We start from the raw sequence: 17,567 nt of genomic DNA, 5'->3' as shown, positions 1-17,567 counted from the left end.
AGCAGATCCTGCGTCGTCTCCACCAGCAGCGCGTCCGCACCGCCCGCGATCATCCCCTCCGCATTCTGCTGATACGCATCCCGCAGCACCGCATACGGGGCATGCCCCAGCGTCGGCAGCTTCGTGCCCGGCCCCATCGACCCCAGCACCCACCGCTGCCGCCCCGTCGAAGCGGTGAACTCATCGGCGACCTCACGCGCGATCCGCACCCCCGCCTGAGACAGCTCGAAGATCCGGTCCGCGATGTCGTACTCCCCCAGCGCCGCGAAGTTCGCACCGAAGGTATTGGTCTCCACACAGTCCACACCCACCGCGAAATACTCCGCATGCACCGCCCGCACAATGTCCGGACGCGTCACATTCAGAATCTCGTTACAGCCCTCCAGCTGCTCGAAATCCTCCAGACTCGGATCCTGCGCCTGAAGCATCGTGCCCATCGCCCCATCCGCCACCACCACTCGTGAGGCGAGCGCCTCGCGTAGGGCGTCGGCGCGGGTCTGGCTGGACGGTACGGGGGTCGGCAGCGTGGCCATGGATGTACTCCCTGGGATGCGACGGCTGTCGGCTTTGCACCCGCCGGAGGGCGAGCGCACGCGGCCAGGGTATCCGGGACCCCTGCCCTTATGGGAAGGGTGTCCACCGGGCGGGACGGGCTGTCGGGGGTGATGTGGCGGGAGCGAGTGGGGCGGCGGCGCGTTCCTGCTGTAGAGATGTCTGCGCGGATGTGTCGCGGAGCGGGTGCGCAACCATTAGGACAAGGTCGACATCGACCGATAGTGTTCAGCATTGTCGAACGATGGTGTAGACGACCTAGGCATGAAGCATGAGGCAGCACGAGGCAGAGGGGGCGCCGACCCGATGGCGAAGAACATCCAGTCGCTCGAGCGAGCGGCGGCCATCCTGCGGCTGCTCGCCGGCGGCGAGCGGCGCCTGGGACTCTCCGACATCGCGTCGTCACTCGACCTGGCCAAGGGGACGGCGCACGGGATTCTGCGCACGCTCCAGCATGAGGGCTTCATCGAGCAGGACTCCACGTCCGGCCGCTACCAGCTGGGGGCCGAGCTGCTGCGGCTCGGCAACAGCTATCTGGACGTGCACGAGCTGCGCGCCCGCGCGCTGGTCTGGACGGACGACCTGGCGCGCTCCAGCGGGGAGAGCGTCTATGTGGGGGTGCTGCACCAGCAGGGCGTGCTGATCGTGCACCACGTCTTCCGGCCCGACGACAGCCGCCAGGTGCTCGAGGTCGGGGCGATGCAGCCGCTGCACTCCACGGCGCTGGGCAAGGTCCTCTCGGCGTACGACCCGGTGGCGCACAGCGAGGTCGTGGAGGTCGAGCGCCAGACCCTCACCCCGCACACCGTCAGCGACCTGACCTCCTTCGAGGAGGTGCTCGACCTGACCAGGGCCCGCGGCTGGGCCGCGGACGTCGAGGAGACCTGGGAGGGCGTCGCCTCGGTCGCGGCGCCCATCCACGACCGGCGGCGGATGCCCGTCGGCGCGGTCGGCGTCACCGGGGCCGTGGAGCGGGTCTGCACCGACGGTGAGCTGCGGTCCGAGCTGATCGCCGCGGTGCGCGACTGCGCGCGCTCGGTCTCGCGGGATCTCGGCGCGGGCCGGTTCTGAGCGGCGTCCGCCGCCGCGCGCATCCCCGGTAACGATCCGGGATCCTCGCCACAGAAGTCCCACCGAACCCTTGACGTCACGTTAACCGTGGCGCAAAACTGCCGTTCATCGGTCGACATTGTCGAACACCTACCGGCAATACGGGGTAGGGTGTGGCAAGCGTGGATCGAGCATTCCGCCCTCACCGAGGGCTCGGACCACCGGAAGGAAGCCGGGGTACGACCTACTCGGTGTTCCCTCTGGACGAAGGACAAAGGAGTCGCGGGTGTCCAGCTCCGACATCTTCATTGGCGAGACCATCGGTACCGCCGTGCTCATCCTCCTCGGCGGCGGTGTCTGTGCCGCCGTCACGCTCAAGCGCTCGAAGGCGCAGAACGCCGGCTGGGTCGCCATCGCCTTCGGGTGGGGCTTCGCGGTCATGACCGCCGTCTACATGACGTCGCACCTCTCCGGCGCCCACCTCAACCCCGCGGTCACGGTGGCCCTGGCCATCGAGAACGGCGGCTGGGGCAAGGTCCCGGTCTACGTCATAGGCCAGCTGCTCGGCGCCATGATCGGCGCGGTGCTGGTCTGGATCGCCTACTACGGGCAGTTCCTCGCGCATCTGACCGACAAGGAGATCGTGGGCGGCCCCGGCGCCCAGGACACCGCGGTGGCCCGGTCCACCACGGAGCCCGGCCCGGTGCTCGGGATCTTCTCCACCGGCCCCGAGGTGCGTAACCCGGTCTACAACCTTGCCACCGAAATCATCGGCACCGTGGTGTTGGTCCTCGCGATCCTCACTCAGGGGCTTAACGATGAGGGCAACGGTCTCGGCACGCTCGGCGCGCTGATCACGGCCTTCGTCGTCGTGAGCATCGGTCTGTCGCTCGGTGGCCCGACCGGGTACGCGATCAACCCGGCCCGTGACCTCGGGCCGCGCATCGTGCACAGCCTGCTGCCGCTGCCGAACAAGGGGGGTTCCGACTGGTCCTACTCCTGGGTCCCGGTCGTCGGCCCCCTGATCGGTGGCGCCGTAGCCGCCGGTATCTACAGCATCGCCTTCGCGTAAGCCCCCGCACACAGACTTTCCAGGAGCAAGAACGTGACCGACGCACACACCGCTGGCCCCTTCATCGCCGCGATCGACCAGGGCACCACCTCCAGCCGCTGCATCGTCTTCGACAAGGACGGCCGGATCGTCTCCGTCGACCAGCGCGAGCACGAGCAGATCTTCCCCAAGCCCGGCTGGGTCGAGCACGACGCCACGGAGATCTGGACCAACGTCCAGAGCGTGGTCGCCGGAGCCATCTCCAAGGCGGGCATCACCTCCGCCGACGTGAAGGCGATCGGCATCACCAACCAGCGTGAGACCACGCTGATGTGGGACAAGAACACCGGCGAGCCCGTCTACAACGCGATCGTCTGGCAGGACACCCGCACCGACGCGCTGTGCAAGGAGCTCGGACGCAACGTCGGCCAGGACCGGTTCCGCCGCGAGACCGGCCTCCCGCTCGCCTCGTACTTCTCGGGCCCGAAGGTCCGCTGGCTGCTCGACAACGTCGAGGGGCTGCGGGAGCGCGCCGAGCGCGGCGACATCCTCTTCGGCACCATGGACTCCTGGGTCATCTGGAACCTCACCGGCGGCGTGAACGGCGGTGTGCACGTCACGGACGTCACCAACGCCTCGCGCACCCTGCTGATGAACCTCAGCGAGATGGCATGGGACGAGCGCATCCTGCACTCGATGGACATCCCGGCCGCGGTGCTCCCCGAGATCAAGTCCTCCGCCGAGGTGTACGGCACCGCCAAGGACGGCATCCTGAGCGGCGTCCCGGTCGCCTCCGCGCTCGGCGACCAGCAGGCGGCCCTGTTCGGCCAGACCTGCTTCGCCCAGGGCGAGGCCAAGTCGACGTACGGCACCGGCACCTTCATGCTGATGAACACCGGTCACACGCCCGTCAACTCGTACAACGGCCTGCTGACCACCGTCGGCTACCAGATCGGCGACCAGAAGCCGGTCTACGCCCTCGAAGGCTCGATCGCCGTCACCGGCTCCCTGGTGCAGTGGATGCGCGACCAGATGGGCCTGATCAACTCCGCCGCCGAGATCGAGACGCTCGCGTCCACGGTCGACGACAACGGCGGCGCGTACTTCGTACCGGCCTTCTCCGGCCTGTTCGCCCCGTACTGGCGCTCCGACGCCCGCGGTGTGATCGCCGGTCTCACCCGGTACGTCACCAAGGCGCACATCGCGCGCGCCGTGCTCGAGGCCACCGCCTGGCAGACCCGTGAGATCACCGACGCCATGACCAAGGACTCCGGCGTCGAGCTCACGGCCCTCAAGGTCGACGGCGGTATGACCTCCAACAACCTGCTGATGCAGACCATCTCGGACTTCACGGACGCGCCGGTGGTGCGCCCGATGGTCGCCGAGACGACCTGCCTCGGCGCCGCCTACGCCGCCGGTCTCGCCGTCGGCTTCTGGCCGGACACCGACGCGCTGCGCGCCAACTGGCGCCGGGCCGCCGAGTGGACCCCCCGTATGGCAGCGGACCAGCGGGACCGCGAGTACAAGAACTGGCTCAAGGCCGTCGAGCGGACCATGGGCTGGATCGAAGACGAGGAGTAATCACCCATGAGCACCCCCACCCTGCAGAGCGGCTCGGCCCTCCCGGCTCTCGGGCTGCATCCGGCCGGCGGCTCCCACCCGAGCCGCGCCGAGACTCGGGAGCAGCTGAGCAAGGCTACGTACGACCTCCTGGTCATCGGCGGCGGAATCCTGGGCATCTCCACTGCCTGGCATGCCGCCCAGGCCGGTCTGCGGGTGGCACTGGTGGACGCCGGTGACTTCGCCGGCGCCACCTCCTCCGCCTCCTCCAAGCTGCTCCACGGCGGTCTGCGCTACCTACAGACCGGCGCGGTGAAGCTGGTCGCGGAGAACCACTTCGAGCGGCGGGCGGTGTCCCGCCAGGTGGCACCGCACCTCGCCAACCCGCTCACCTTCTACCTGCCGGTCTACAAGGGCGGCCCGCACGGCGCGGCCAAGCTCGGCGCGGGCGTCTTCGCGTACTCGGCGCTGTCCGCGTTCGGCGACGGCGTCGGGCACCTGCTCAGCCCGGCCAAGGCCGCGCAGGACGTGCCGGAGCTGCGGACCGACAACTTGAAGGCCGTGGCCGTGTACGGCGACGACCAGATGAACGACTCCCGGATGGCCCTCATGACGGTCCGCGCGGCCGTCGAGTCGGGCGCCACGGTGCTCAACCACGCCGAGGTGACCGGGCTGCGGTTCACGCAGGGCCGGGTCACGGGCGCCGAGCTCAAGGACCGTACCGACGGCAGTGAGTTCGGGGTCAGCGCCCGCCTGGTGCTGAACGCCACCGGCCCGTGGGTGGACCACCTGCGCAAGATGGAGGACCCGAACGCGGCGCCGTCCATCCGGCTGTCCAAGGGCGCGCACCTGGTGCTCAAGCGCACCTCGCCGTGGAAGGCCGCGCTGGCGACCCCGATCGACAAGTACCGCATCACCTTCGCCCTCCCCTGGGAGGACATGCTGCTGCTCGGTACGACCGACGAGGAGTTCGAGGGCGACCCGGCGGATGTCGCGGTCACCGAGCAGGACACCGCGCAGATCCTGGACGAGGCGGCCTTCTCGATCCGCGACCAGCAGCTGTCCCGCGACCTGATCACCTACTCCTTCGCGGGTCTGCGGGTGCTGCCCGGCGGTCCCGGCGACACCTCGAAGGCCAAGCGCGAGACGGTCGTCACCGAGGGCCGTGGCGGGATGCTGTCGGTCGCGGGCGGCAAGTGGACGACGTTCCGGCACATCGGCCGCACGGTCATGAACAAGCTCGCCGAGCTGCCCGGACACCCGCTGGGCGATGACATGGAGCCGATCGCGCACCTGCCGAAGAAGCTCCCGCTGCCGGGCATCGCCAACCCGCGCGCGGTCGCGCACCGCCTCCTGGTGGACGGTCCGGCCCCCGGACCGCGGATGTCCGCGGACACCGCGCGCCACCTGGCCACGCACTACGGCTCGCTGTCCTTCGACATCGCGCGGCTGGCCAACGAGGACGCGTCGCTCGCCGAGCGCATCCACCCGGACGCCCCGGAGATCTGGGCGCAGGTCGCCTACGCGCGCGACCACGAGTGGGCCGAGACAGCGGACGACGTGCTGCGCCGCCGTACGACGCTGACGATCCGGGGCCTGGACACCGACGACGTACGCGCCAAGGTCCAGGGGATACTCGACGCCAAGCGGTGAGCGTGCGCTGAAGCGCGCACGCGCTGAGGGGCGGCCGGTCGCGTACGGCCGCCCCTCTCGCATGGCCGGGCGGGCCGGGCCCGCGCACGGCCCCCTGGCCGAGGTGCCACGGGGTGTGTCACCGGGTGTGTCAGGGGGCTGCGGCGGCGCCCCGGCGACGCCGTAAGGTTGGCACGTACGTAAGGGATCGTCGGAAGGAGGCGCTGGGTGATCGAGCTCGAGGGGGTTCCCGAGCTGATCGACCCGGTCATGGTGGCCGCGTTCGAGGGCTGGAACGATGCCGGCGACGCCGCCTCCACCGCGGTCGCGCATCTGGACAGGGAGTGGAAGGGCGAGGTGTTCGCGGCGCTCGACGCCGAGGACTACTACGACTTCCAGGTCAACCGCCCCACGGTCTGGCTGGACGGCGGGGTGCGCAGGCTGACGTGGCCGACGACCCGGCTCTCGGTGGTCCGCATCGGCGGGGACAAGCCGCGTGACCTGGTGTTGGTGCGCGGGATCGAGCCGTCGATGCGCTGGCGCTCGTTCTGCAACGAGTTGCTCGGCTTCGCCCATGAGCTGGGCGTGGAGCTGGTGGTGGTGCTCGGCGCGCTGCTCGGCGACACCCCGCACACCCGTCCGGTACCGGTCAGCGGCGTCACGTCGGACGCGGACCTGGCCCGCACGATGAACCTGGAGGAGACCCGGTACGAGGGCCCGACGGGCATCGTCGGGGTGCTCCAGGAGGCCTGTACGCACGCGGGGGTGCCGGCGGTGTCGCTGTGGGCGGCGGTGCCGCACTACGTGTCGCAGCCGCCGAACCCGAAGGCGACGCTCGCGCTGCTGAACCGGCTGGAGGATCTGCTCGATCTGCGCATCCCGCTCGGCGAGCTGGCCGAGGACGCGCGGGCCTGGCAGATCGGCGTGGACCAGCTGGCCGCCGAAGACAGCGAGGTCGCGGAGTACGTGCAGACACTGGAGGAGGCGCGGGACACCGCGGAGCTGCCCGAGGCGTCCGGCGAGGCGATCGCCCTGGAGTTCGAGCGGTATCTGCGCCGCAGGGACGGCGGTCCCGGACACGGGCCCGGACACGCGACGGACGGCGGGGAGGGGAGCTCCTATCTGCGGGAGAACCCGAGCGGCCGCACCCGCCCGCCGAAGCCGCCGCTGCCGGACCCGCCGACGGCCGGGCCGCCGTCAGCCGAACCGCCGTCGTCGTCGGACGCGCCAGACGTGACGGACGCCGAGGGGGACGACGATCCCTCCGGCTCGGAGAGCTGACACCGTGGGGCGGCGCTGTGGCAGCGCCGCCCCTCGGTGCGTCGGACCGGCTGGGCCGGCCAGGACGCGTAAGACCGGTCAGACCTGGTCGACCGCCACCACGTCGTACTCCGTGTCCGGTGTGGGCTCCACGTCGAAGCGGGAATTGGGCAGGTAGAGCCGCCCGCCCCACGCGGCCACGGTCGTGGGGATCCTGAACCGCGGGTCGGTGATGCGCGTGAGCGCCCGGCCGCGGGTGCCGGTCCTGTTCAGGGTGAAGACATCGACGGCGTGCTGCCGCTGCTGACAGATGTACAGCGTCCGGCCGAGCAGCAGCAGCCCGTCACCGTTGGGGATCTTCGCCCCGCCCAGGTCGACCGCGCTCGCCACTCCGCTGCGCGGGTCGACCCGCATCAGACTGCCGCCGTTCGCGACGGAGTTGACCACGAGCAGCGCGCTGCCGTCGGGGGTGCGTTCGATGCCGTTGGCCGTCACCTTCTCGGCCGTGAACGAGCCGAGCTCGTATAGCTCAGTCGTTCACACCTTGTCGCGCTCCCGACTGCCCCCTACGACGGGTACGGTGACGGGTACCCACGCCGCACGTATCACGCACGGCGACGCCGAAGCCATCCATGCCCCAACCGTCTCTCCGGGCAGACCCGTTCGTGCCTTAAGGCTCAGACTTTCGGCTACGCCATGCTACCGACCGCGCCGCGACCGTGGGGCCGGGATGCGACTCCTCCCAGGCGTGAACGCCGGGGCCTCCTCGCAAGAATCAGGTGACGCCCTCGGGGCGGAAGCCGTCTTTCGCAGAAGACGCTGACACCTCATCACACGACGCGTTCCCCCGCAGTGCTTTCAGCTCCCGCCAGGACGCAGACAGGGCACAGGCAGGGCACACGCCTGAGGCGCCGGACGCGTTCCGCTCGTCCGGCGCCTCAGGTCACGGCGTCCTACAGGGCGACCCCGAGCAGCGCGTCCACGGCACGCGAGACGACACCGGGCGCCCCCTCGCTCGTACCGCCCGCCGACTCCTGGAGGTCGGCCCAGCGGTCGACGGCCGCGAGCGCGGCGGGCGAGTCCAGGTCGTTCGCGAGCGCCGTACGGATCTCCTCCACCAGGGCGTCGGCGGGCGGGCCGTCCGGGCGGGAGACCGCGGCCCGCCAGCGCCCGAGCCGCGCCACGGCGTCCGTGAGCACCTGGTCGGTCCACTCCCAGTCGGCGCGGTAGTGGTGCGCGAGGAGCGCCAGGCGGATGGCGGCCGGGTCGACGCCGGAGCGGCGCACGGCCGAGACGAAGACCAGGTTGCCCTTGGACTTGGACATCTTCTGGCCGTTCAGGGCGACCATGCCCGCGTGCACGTACGACCGGGCGAAGGGGTATTCGCCGGTGAGCGCCTGGGCGTGGGACGCGCCCATCTCATGGTGCGGGAAGGCCAGGTCGGACCCGCCGCCCTGGATGTCGAAGCCCATGCCCAGGTGCTCCAGGGCGATGGCGACGCACTCGATGTGCCAGCCGGGGCGGCCGCGGCCCAGGCTGCCGCCGTCCCAGCTCGGCTCGCCGTCGCGGGCGGCCGTCCAGAGCATCGGGTCCAGCGGGTTCTTCTTGCCCGGACGGTCCGGGTCGCCGCCGCGCTCGGCGGACAGCAGCCGCATGGCCTCGGCGTCCAGCCCGGAGACCGCGCCGAAGTGCGCGTCCGACTCCACGGAGAAGTAGATGTCGCCTTCGAGTTCGTAGGCGGCGCCGTTGTCCCGCAGCCGCTCGACCAGCGGGATGATCGCGGGTATCGACTCGACCGCGCCGATGTACTGCCGCGGGGGCAGCATCCTGAGGGCGGTCATGTCCTCGCGGAAGAGCGCGGTCTCGCGCTCCGCGAGCGCGGTCCAGTCCTCGCCGTCGCGCTGGGCGCGCTCCAGCAGCGGGTCGTCCACGTCCGTGACGTTCTGCACGTAGTGGACCTGCCGCTTGTTGTCGAGCCACACGCGCTGGACGAGGTCGAACGCGTTGTAGGTCGCCGCATGACCCATGTGGGTGGCGTCGTACGGCGTGATGCCGCAGACGTAGAGGCGGGCGACGGGACCGGGCTCAAGCGTGACGAGTTCACCGGTCGCGGTGTCGTGGATCGTGAGGTCGCGGCCCGTGCCGGGCAGGGCGGGGACCTCGGAGGCTGGCCAGGCATGCATGTGTCGAGCCTAACCGGATGAATGTTCCAGATACGAACCGGACGGGTGACCTTGGCTGATTCGACACCCTTGCGCGAAGGGCTTGGGGTGTGCAGAGCCCTCTGAGTTCTCCGGGTGTGCGGGGTCTCTCGGGTCTCATGGTCTAAGGGTCTAGACGGGCGGCCAAGGGATCGCGGGCCAGTCGCCCGACGGCGCGGGGTGCCGCCCGCTGGTCCGCAGCGCCGATACGCGGCCGCGCAGGGCCGCCAGTTCGGTCCGGGTGATCAGTTCGGCCAGACGTGCGGCGAGCGGGCCCGCGTCCAGGTCGGCGGCGAGGCGGCCGAGCACCTCGACGGCCTCGTCGGTCAGCGGCTCGCCCGCCCAGCCCCACAGCAGCGTGCGCAGCTTGCCCTCGGCGTTGAAGGTGACCCCGTGGTCGATGCCGTACAGCCGCCCGTCGGCGGTCGGGAGCAGATGACCGCCCTTGCGGTCGGCGTTGTTGATCACCGCGTCCAGGACGGCGAGCCGCCGCAGCCTCGGGTCGTCGGCGTGCACCAGCAGCGCCGTGCGGCCCTGCTCGACCTCGGCGAAGCCGATCGCCTTCCAGCCGTCCGCCGGTTCCTCGCGGTCCACCAGGGCGAGCAGCTCCGGGGCCGTGTCCTGTGGGGCGGCCTCGATCCACAGCTGGCACATGCCCTCGCCGTACGGTCCGTCGCGCAGCACGGTCGGTGGCACCAGGCCCCAGCCCATGGCCTCGGCGACCTCGTACGCGGCGACCTCGCGCTGGGCGAGGGTGCCGTCGGGGAAGTCCCACAGGGGCCGCTCCCCCGCGACCGGCTTGTAGACGCACGCGGCGCGCTCGCCCGCGTACTCGACCGAGCAGTACAGCACCGCGTTCGACGCCTCGCGGATCCGGCCCTGTACGGCGAGCTCACCGCGGGCGAGCAGCTCCCTGTCGGCCGTCACGCTCCGCGGCGATATCCGTTCTGGCGCGGACATACGTGTCCCTCCGGGTCGAGTGGCAGGCTGCACAGCGGACACGGCGGGCGTCCGGCGTTCACGACGTCCAGGGCGCGTTTGACGAACGCCCTGGCCTGGGTTCCGGACAGGCGCACCCGCAGCATCGGGGGGCCGTTCTCGTCGTCCTGGAGCAGCCGCTCCTCGGCCTCGGCCAGGTCCTCCTCGTCGTCCGCGTCCAGCTCGACCAGGGCCTGCGCCTCGACGACCATGCACTGGTCGTCGCCGTCCCAGGCCAGGGCCATGGTGCCGACCCGGAACTCCTCCTCGACCGGTATGTCGAGCGGCGCGCTGTCGGCGATCTCGGCGGGCGCGACGGCGGGCACCGGGGCGCTGCCCCCGCTGCGCCGTACGACCTCGTCGAGCAGTTCGTCCATACGCTCGGCGAGCGCGGCGACCTGTGTCTTCTCCAGGGCGACGCTGGTGACCCTGCCTCCGGCCGAGGCCTGGAGGAAGAACGTACGGCGTCCGGGGAGCCCGACCGTACCCGCCACGAAGCGTTCCGGCGGGTCATAGAGGAACACCTGACGGGACACGTCCTGGCCTCTCCCTAGGTTTCGGCTGGTGCTGCGGCTGGCTCGTCGGCTGGTTGCGACTAGTTCACCCTACTGCGGGCGGCGATCACGGTGCTCCCGCACCGCCGCCGACGGTCGCGTCCGAGGTGCCGCGATCCGGGGCGTTGGGGCGCGGGGCCAGTGAGCCGAGGTCGCCGGTGTCGCTGAGGCGCAGCAGGAAGGGGCGCAGCCGGGTGTAGCGGATCGCGGTGATCGAGCTGGGCTCGACGGAGATCCGCTGGAAGAGGTCGAGGTGGAGGCCCAGCGCGTCCGCGACGACGGACTTGATGACGTCGCCGTGCGAGCACATCAGATAGACGGCCTCCGGTCCGTGCTCGCGCTCCACGCGCGCGTTCCAGTCGCGTACCGCCTCGGTGGCGCGGTGGCGCATGGCGGCCATCGACTCGCCGCCGGGGAAGGCCGCCGCGGACGGGTGCTGCTGGACGACCTCCATCAGCGGCTCGTCCATGAGCTCGGCGAGCTTGCGGCCCGCCCAGTCTCCGTAGTCGCACTCGTTGACGCGTTCCTCGGTGTGCAGCGCGAGGCCGGGGCGCGCGGCGAGCAGCGGCGCGAGGGTCTCCCGGCAGCGCTGCAGCGGGCTGCTGACGGCCGCCGCCAGCGGGATCGCGGCGAGCCGCTGGGGCAGGGCCGCGGCCTGGGCGCTGCCGTGCTCGTCGAGTCCGACACCCGGTGTGCGCCCGGCGAGCAGGCCCGCGGTGTTGGCGGTCGACCGTCCGTGTCGGACGAGGATCAACGTCGGCATGCGGCCACCCTAGGGCCTGCGGTCGCGGGGGCGCGGACAGGGTCTGGGGAGCGCCTTCCGCTGGGCCGGTTCCGCTTCCGCTAGGCCAGTTCCGCCTCGGAGGTCGCGGGGCCGCCCAGGGCGTCGCGGCGCTTGGGCGTGGCCAGGGAGACCATCGCCCGCCAGCCGGCGGCGCGTTCGTACGCGTACACGGCGTGGATGCCCGCGGCGAGCGCCGCCGCCTTGGGTTTCGGCCAGTTCAGGATCTGTCCCATCCGGGCCATCACGGCGATGCTGACGTCGCGGTAGACGCGGATCTCGGCGAGTGCGCAGTCGCGCAGGATGCGCTGGATGGTGCGGCCGTGGCCCGCGCGGGCGAGCCTGAGGAGTTCCTCGTGGCAGTAGGCGAGGTGGTTGTCCTCGTCGTTCGAGATCATCGTGATGGCCTTGCCGAGCTCGGGGTGGTCGGCGAAGTACTTGCGGAGCATCACCATCTGGTCGGCGGCGCGCTGTTCGGTCACGCGGCTGTGCGACAGGTAGGTGATGATGTCGAGTTCGCTGAGCTGCTCGTCGCGGCGCAGCTGCTCGTGGGCGAGTCCGATGCCGCGCTTCTCCAGCAGGTGTGTGTAGTCGGTGTCCTCGGGGACGTCGACGGGGGTGAGGCCGCGCTTCTTCATCAGAGCGTGGAAGATCCGGCCGTGCTTGTCCTCGTCCGCGCCGTGCCGCGCGACCTTCGGGGCGAGTGCGCGCTGACTGTCGGGGATCAGCGCGGCGATGCGGCCGTTCTCCCAGCCGCCCTGGGATTCGCCGGTGGCGGCGATGGAGCAGAACAGCTGGAACGACACGTCGTTGTCGATGATCTCCTGGAACAGGCTCCTGGCCGAGAGCATGCCCGCCACCTCCTAGCAGGGACCGCAGCTACCACGAGTGAAGTCCCCCGCACGGCGTCGGGCAATAGCTGCGCGGGGCGACTCCACCGAAAGGAGGACCTGAGGTTTACGGAGCGGCAGATCGGTCGGCGGGCGGGGCGCGCCCCGTAACCGTCCGGTGCGTGGGGCGTTGTACGGGTGACGGCCGTGGCGGGGAAGACCCCCGAGCCCCCACCACGGCCGTGGGGACCTCCCGTCGAGGTCGCGCCTTGGATCTCACGCCTTGGGTTACGCCAGTCCCGCGCGCTCCAGCGCTTCCGTGCCCGCGCGCAGCGAGGCGATCCGCTCGTCCAGCGTGAACCCGGCGGGGGCCAGGGTGAGGGTGGTGACTCCGGCCTCGGCGTAGGCCCGCATCCCGTCGGCGATGCGGTCGACGGAGCCCAGCAAGGTGGTCTGCTCGATCAGTTTCTGCGGCACGGCGGCGGCCGCGCCCTCCTTGTCGCGGTTCAGGTACTTGTCCTGGATCTCGGCTGCTTCCTTCTCGTAGCCCATGCGCTGGGCCAGCTGGTTGTAGAAGTTCTGCTGACGGCTGCCCATACCGCCGACGTAGAGCGCGGTGTAGGGGCGGAACATGTCGGCCAGCGCCGGGACGTCGCCGTCGGCGCCGACGGCGAGCGGCACCGTCGGGCAGACGTCGAAGCCCTCCATGGCGAGCCCGGCCTTCTCGCGGCCCGCCCTGATGTGCTTGATCGCGGTGTCCTGGAGGTGCTCGGCGGACGGGAAGATCAGCAGGGCGCCCTCGGCGATCTCGCCGGTCTGCTGGAGGTTCTTCGGACCGATCGCCGCGATGTAGACGGGGATGTGCTCGCGGGCCGGGTGGACGGTGAGCTTGATCGGCTTGCCGGGGCCGCCGGGCAGCGGCAGCGTCCAGTGCTCGCCCTCGTAGGACAGGCGCTCCCTGGCCATCGCCTTGCGGACGATCTCGACGTACTCGCGGGTGCGGCGGAGCGGCTTGTCGAACTTCACGCCGTACCAGCCCTCGGAGACCTGCGGGCCCGAGACGCCGAGGCCGAGGCGGAAGCGGCCGCCGGAGAGCGAGTCCAGGGTGGCGGCGGTCATCGCGGTCATCGCGGGCTGGCGGGCCGGGATCTGCAGGATCGCCGAGCCGACGTCGATGCGTTCCGTCTGGGCGGCGACCCAGGACAGCACCGTGGGTGCGTCCGAGCCGTACGCCTCGGCGGCCCAGCAGACCGCGTAGCCGAGTCTGTCGGCCTCCTTGGCGACGGCGAGATTGTCCGCGTCCATCCCGGCGCCCCAGTAGCCGAGGTTGATCCCGAGTCGCATGGGCCGATCCCCTTACTCATCAGTAATGTCAGTGTTGCGGGGACTGTAGCGCGCCGGCGCACGATCCGTCAGGGTGCGGTCGTCCACAGGCGCACCACGGGGTGAACTCCGGCCAGTAACCTCAGCGCCCATGGAGCAGAGGCATCTCGGCCGTACCGGCCTGCGTGTGTCCCGGATCGGTCTCGGCACACTCACCTGGGGGCGGGACACCGACGAGCGGGACGCCGCCGATCTGTTGAAGGTGTTCTGGGAGGCGGGCGGCACGCTGGTCGACACGGCGGACGTGTACGGCGACGGGCAGGCCGAGTACCTGCTCGGACAGCTGATCGAGAGCCTCGTTCCGCGCCGTGACCTGGTGATCGCGACCAAGGCGGGCAGCGTGCCGGACCCCGACCGGCGTTTCGACGGCTCGCGGGGGCATCTGCTGGCGGCGCTGGACGCGTCCCTTGAGCGGCTCGGCACCGACCATGTGGATCTCTGGCAGCTGCACGCGTTCGATCCGTACACGCCACTGGAGGAGACGCTCCAGGCGCTCGATCTGGCGGTCAGCAGCGGGCGGGCGCGCTATGCGGGGGTGTCCAACCTGTGCGGGTGGCAGCTGGCGAAGGCGGCCACCTGGCAGCTGGCGGCGCCAGGCATACGCACCCGGCTGGCCAGCACCCAGTTGGAGTACTCGCTGTTGCAGCGCGGCGTGGAGCGCGAGGTGCTGCCCGCGGCGCTGGACCTGGGCGTCGGGCTGCTGCCGTCGTCGCCGCTCGGGCGCGGTGTGCTGACCGGAAAGTACCGGCAGGGCACGCCCGCGGACTCGCGGGGCGCCTCCGAGCACCTCGCGCCGTTCGTCGCCCCGTATCTCGACGACACGGCGGGCCGGATCGTGGACGCGGTCACCACCGCGGCGGACGGGCTGGCCACGACGCCGCTCCAGGTCGCCCTGGCGTGGGTCAGGGACCGGCCGGGGGTGGCGGCGCCGATCGTCGGCGCGCGCAACGCGCCGCAGCTCACGGCGGCGTTGTCAGTGGAGGCGCTTAGTCTTCCTGACGAGATCTGCCAGGCGCTCGACGACGTGTCGGCGCCCGTGCACCGCTATCCCGATCAGGACTGGAGCACGCTGTGAGTACGGAGTCCGCCGCCGCGGAAGAGACCGGCGCGGCCGCGCGCACGCGGGATGCCGCGACGGACCACGCCGAGGCCGCGCGACCCGAGACGCCGGGCCGCGCTCCCGAGGAGCCGCCCGGCGACGCCGAGACGCCGTCCGCCCCGGCGGACGCGCCCGCGCGGCACACGGATGAGCCCTCGAACGGGCCCGCGGCGGGCGCGGAGACGGCGGGCGACGCGGCCGCGGGCGAAGCTGGCGGGGAAGTCCGCGAGGGACCTTCCGGCGCCGAAGCGGGTCCGCCCGCGGACGGGACCGCCGCAGGCGGAGACACCTCGGGCGACGCGGCCGCGGCGGAAAGAGCCGAAGGCGGCGCAGCCTCGGGCGACGGCACTGGCGGGCAGGGCGGCGAGGACCCTTCCCCGGCCGAGGCGGACAGACCCGCGGACGAACCCGCCGCAGGCGGAGAGATCTCGGGCGGCGCGGTCGCGGGGGGAGGGGGCGACGGTGGCGAGGCCGGAGGGGACGGCGGGGGGCTTTCCGAGGCCGAGGTGGAGTTGGCCGCGCAGCGGGAGCTGCGGGAGCGGATCGCGCAGCGCAAGGCCGAGAAGCAGGGGCCCGTGGAGAGCGGGGCCAAGCTGAGCGGACCGGCCGCCGATCTGCTGGCGGCCGTGCGGGCGGTGGAGAGCGGGGCCAAGCCGGTGGCGGCCGTGTTCCAGAAGCCCCTGACCGAACCTCGGTCCGCCGCGTCCGAGTCGGCGTCGCCTGGGTCGGCGTCGCCCGCGTCACGGGACTCGGTGCGGGCCGCCGCGCCGGACCCGGCGCGCGCCGGGCGGCCCGGCGGCGTGGGGACCGCGGCGTCGCAGGAGATGCGGCCCGCCGCTGAGGCGGTCGAGGCGGTGGCGGCCGTGCTCGGCGAGTACGGCGCGCCCGCCGCGCTCGCGGAGCGGGCCGCGGCCGTGCTCGGGGACGGCGCGGCGGGCCAGTTGCGCGATGACCCCTGGCTGCTGCTCCGTATCGCGGGGGTACGCCCCGAACAGGCCGACGGCTTCGCGCGGGCCCTGCTGGGCGAGGCCTGCGGCCCCGACGACGCGCGCAGGGGCCGGGCGGTCGCGGTCTGGCTGCTCGAACAGGCCGCGCTGGCGGGCCACACCGTCCTCGACGCCCCGGCCCTGCGGACCGCGCTCGGGCAGCGCGGCGTCCCCGACCCGGACGCCGCGGTGCAGAGCGCCATCGCCGAAGGCGACGTACTCGTCTTCCAGGACGCCGTGGAGGACGCCCCCGCTCCCGCTCCCGCCGCGCCGGGTGAAGAAGGCGAGGAGCGGCCGGTACGGGTGCGGGTGGGCCTGGAGCGCTGCGCACTCGCCGAGGAGAGCCTCGCCGACGGGCTGGCCCGGATCGTCAACTCGCTGGCGAAGGAGGACGGTTCGGAGCAGGCGCGCTGGGAGTCCGCCGGGACGGCCCGGAGTTCGGCGGCCGAGTTGCTGCGGGCCGCCGCGAGCCATGGCCTGGTGCTGCACACCGGCGGTGAGGCGGCCAGGGCCGAGCCCGCCGCGCTGGTCGCCGCCGCGCGCGAACTCGGCCTGCGGGTCTGCGCCGCCGCGCACAGCACGGACGGACGGGACAGGTTCGCGCGACTGCTCCCGGCGGGCGGGGCGGAGGAGATCGCGGGGGCTGAGGCGGAAGCGGACGTGACCACCGTGTCCGGGCTGCTGTCCGGCGCCGAGGGCCCCGGACGGGACGCCGAGGGCGCGTTGGCCCTCGATCTCCTGGTCGTCCTGGACACGCCCCAGCTGGACGTGGAGACCGCCGCGATGCTCGTGGAGTCGCTGCCGGACGGTGCCCGGCTGGTGCTGAGCGGCGACCCCGGAGTCCTGTGGTCGGCCGGAGCCGGGCGGGTCTTCGCGGATCTGCTGGCCGCCCGTGTCTGCCCGCAGATCGTCTCCCGCACCCCCGATCCGGGCCCGCTCGGCGAGCTGGTCTCGGGCATCGGGGTCGGCGAGCTGAACCAGGTGGCGGCACCCGACAAGGAGGTCGTGATCGTCCCCGTGCGGGACGCGGGCGAGGCGGTGCACCGCACGGTGCAGCTGGTCGCGGACTCGGTGCCCAGGGCCGTCGGCGTTCCCGCCGAGCACACCCAGGTGATCACCCTCGGGCACGGCGGGGCCGCGGGCACCCGCGTGCTCAACGCCGCGCTGAAGGAGCGGCTGAACCCCGGACCCGGCCGCTTCGGCGGCTTCGACCCCGGTGACCGCGTCGTGCACACCCCGGTGCCCGGCCGCATCGCGCCGGGGCGTGTGGTCCGCGCGGACACCGAGGGGCTGCACCTGGACTGCGCGGGCACGCCCGTGGTCGTACCGAAGGAGCGAGTGGGGCGCACGGTGCGGCACGGCTGGGCGCTCACCGCGCACCAGGCCGTGGGCTGGCGCTGGCCCGCCGCGGTCGTGGTCCTGCCAGGCGACGAGGTACGGGCGCTGACCCGCGCGTGGGTGTACACGGCCTTCGGGCGCGCCGAGCGGCACCTGTCCGTGGTGCACGGAGTCGACCAGGCGCTGGTCCGGGCCGTCGCGGAGGTCTCCGCGAAGGAGCGCACCACCCGGCTGCGGACCCTGCTGCGCGCCCAGATCCCCTCGACGACGGCGTAGCGCGGCGCTCTACGGCTCCGGGCTTGGGCACCGCCT

Annotated in this window: 14 protein-coding genes and 1 pseudogene; 7 read left to right on the top strand and 8 right to left on the bottom strand. The window is 72.0% G+C overall.

Annotated elements, in window-relative coordinates; genetic code table 11:
- Positions 1 to 533 (bottom strand): homocysteine S-methyltransferase family protein (locus ACX6XY_RS10370; protein ID WP_460328441.1); only part of this gene is annotated, 533 nt, incomplete at its 3' end.
- Positions 534 to 858: 325 nt separating this feature from the next.
- Here ACX6XY_RS10370 and ACX6XY_RS10365 point away from each other — a divergent pair.
- The 5 genes from ACX6XY_RS10365 (at position 859) to ACX6XY_RS10345 (ending at position 7,126) form a co-directional block, all read left to right on the top strand.
- Positions 859 to 1,623, top strand: coding sequence for an IclR family transcriptional regulator (locus tag ACX6XY_RS10365; protein WP_460328439.1), 765 nt, complete (start codon positions 859 to 861; stop codon positions 1,621 to 1,623).
- A gap of 265 nt (positions 1,624 to 1,888) precedes the next feature.
- Entirely contained in the window at positions 1,889 to 2,674 is a 786-nt protein-coding gene (locus tag ACX6XY_RS10360; RefSeq protein WP_460328437.1) for an MIP/aquaporin family protein, read from the top strand.
- 33 nt (positions 2,675 to 2,707) lie between these two features.
- Positions 2,708 to 4,234 (top strand): glycerol kinase GlpK, encoded by a 1,527-nt coding sequence (gene glpK, locus ACX6XY_RS10355; protein WP_460328434.1) that lies wholly within the window; start codon positions 2,708 to 2,710, stop codon positions 4,232 to 4,234.
- A gap of 6 nt (positions 4,235 to 4,240) precedes the next feature.
- Complete coding sequence (locus ACX6XY_RS10350) at positions 4,241 to 5,866, top strand: glycerol-3-phosphate dehydrogenase/oxidase (protein WP_460328431.1); 1,626 nt, start codon at positions 4,241 to 4,243, stop codon at positions 5,864 to 5,866.
- A 207-nt stretch (positions 5,867 to 6,073) separates the two neighbouring features.
- Positions 6,074 to 7,126 carry a PAC2 family protein gene (locus tag ACX6XY_RS10345; protein WP_460328429.1) on the top strand — a complete coding sequence of 351 codons (1,053 nt, stop codon included), beginning with the start codon at positions 6,074 to 6,076 and terminating at the stop codon, positions 7,124 to 7,126.
- Positions 7,127 to 7,204: 78 nt separating this feature from the next.
- On the opposite strand, the pseudogene ACX6XY_RS10340 reads toward ACX6XY_RS10345, so the two are convergent.
- The 7 genes and pseudogenes from ACX6XY_RS10340 to ACX6XY_RS10310 all read right to left on the bottom strand — a co-directional run.
- Positions 7,205 to 7,597 (bottom strand): annotated as a pseudogene (locus tag ACX6XY_RS10340) (superoxide dismutase); the annotation flags it as partial.
- Between the two features lie 461 nt (positions 7,598 to 8,058).
- Positions 8,059 to 9,288: a cysteine--1-D-myo-inosityl 2-amino-2-deoxy-alpha-D-glucopyranoside ligase gene (gene mshC, locus ACX6XY_RS10335; RefSeq protein ID WP_460328426.1), complete on the bottom strand. Its 1,230-nt coding sequence runs from the start codon at positions 9,286 to 9,288 to the stop codon at positions 8,059 to 8,061.
- Between the two features lie 150 nt (positions 9,289 to 9,438).
- Positions 9,439 to 10,266, bottom strand: a complete 828-nt coding sequence (locus ACX6XY_RS10330; protein WP_460328424.1) for an SCO1664 family protein — start codon at positions 10,264 to 10,266, stop codon at positions 9,439 to 9,441.
- Positions 10,230 to 10,820: a DUF3090 domain-containing protein gene (locus tag ACX6XY_RS10325; protein WP_460328422.1), complete on the bottom strand. Its 591-nt coding sequence runs from the start codon at positions 10,818 to 10,820 to the stop codon at positions 10,230 to 10,232. Before ACX6XY_RS10325 ends, ACX6XY_RS10330 begins: the two co-directional genes overlap by 37 nt.
- 85 nt (positions 10,821 to 10,905) lie before the next feature.
- Positions 10,906 to 11,601 (bottom strand): histidine phosphatase family protein, encoded by a 696-nt coding sequence (locus tag ACX6XY_RS10320; protein ID WP_460328420.1) that lies wholly within the window; start codon positions 11,599 to 11,601, stop codon positions 10,906 to 10,908.
- A gap of 80 nt (positions 11,602 to 11,681) precedes the next feature.
- A complete protein-coding gene (locus tag ACX6XY_RS10315; RefSeq protein WP_460328418.1) occupies positions 11,682 to 12,470 on the bottom strand; it encodes a ferritin-like domain-containing protein in 789 nt (262 codons plus the stop codon).
- A 267-nt stretch (positions 12,471 to 12,737) separates the two neighbouring features.
- A complete protein-coding gene (locus ACX6XY_RS10310) occupies positions 12,738 to 13,793 on the bottom strand; it encodes an LLM class F420-dependent oxidoreductase (protein WP_460328416.1) in 1,056 nt (351 codons plus the stop codon).
- Between the two features lie 130 nt (positions 13,794 to 13,923).
- Here ACX6XY_RS10310 and ACX6XY_RS10305 point away from each other — a divergent pair, with 130 nt between their 5' ends.
- Together ACX6XY_RS10305 and ACX6XY_RS10300 are read left to right on the top strand one after the other, a co-directional pair.
- Complete coding sequence (locus ACX6XY_RS10305; protein ID WP_460328414.1) at positions 13,924 to 14,907, top strand: aldo/keto reductase; 984 nt, start codon at positions 13,924 to 13,926, stop codon at positions 14,905 to 14,907.
- Positions 14,904 to 17,531, top strand: coding sequence for a helix-hairpin-helix domain-containing protein (locus tag ACX6XY_RS10300; protein WP_460328412.1), 2,628 nt, complete (start codon positions 14,904 to 14,906; stop codon positions 17,529 to 17,531). Before ACX6XY_RS10305 ends, ACX6XY_RS10300 begins: the two co-directional genes overlap by 4 nt.
- Positions 17,532 to 17,567: the final 36 nt, after the last annotated feature.

It is taken from the genome of Streptomyces sp. O3, from assembly GCF_054788135.1.
This window is presented reverse-complemented; position numbering and strand designations above follow the sequence as displayed.

Excerpts from the sequence above, each read along its gene's own strand:
- ACX6XY_RS10365 (WP_460328439.1), top strand. The coding sequence starts at position 859 with ATGGCGAAGAACATCCAGTCGCTCGAGCGAGCGGCGGCCATCCTGCGG.
- ACX6XY_RS10350 (WP_460328431.1), top strand. The coding sequence starts at position 4,241 with ATGAGCACCCCCACCCTGCAGAGCGGCTCGGCCCTCCCGGCTCTCGGG.
- mshC (WP_460328426.1), bottom strand. The coding sequence starts at position 9,288 with ATGCATGCCTGGCCAGCCTCCGAGGTCCCCGCCCTGCCCGGCACGGGC.
- ACX6XY_RS10330 (WP_460328424.1), bottom strand. The coding sequence starts at position 10,266 with ATGTCCGCGCCAGAACGGATATCGCCGCGGAGCGTGACGGCCGACAGG.
- ACX6XY_RS10320 (WP_460328420.1), bottom strand. The coding sequence starts at position 11,601 with ATGCCGACGTTGATCCTCGTCCGACACGGACGGTCGACCGCCAACACC.
- ACX6XY_RS10315 (WP_460328418.1), bottom strand. The coding sequence starts at position 12,470 with ATGCTCTCGGCCAGGAGCCTGTTCCAGGAGATCATCGACAACGACGTG.
- ACX6XY_RS10310 (WP_460328416.1), bottom strand. The coding sequence starts at position 13,793 with ATGCGACTCGGGATCAACCTCGGCTACTGGGGCGCCGGGATGGACGCG.
- ACX6XY_RS10305 (WP_460328414.1), top strand. The coding sequence starts at position 13,924 with ATGGAGCAGAGGCATCTCGGCCGTACCGGCCTGCGTGTGTCCCGGATC.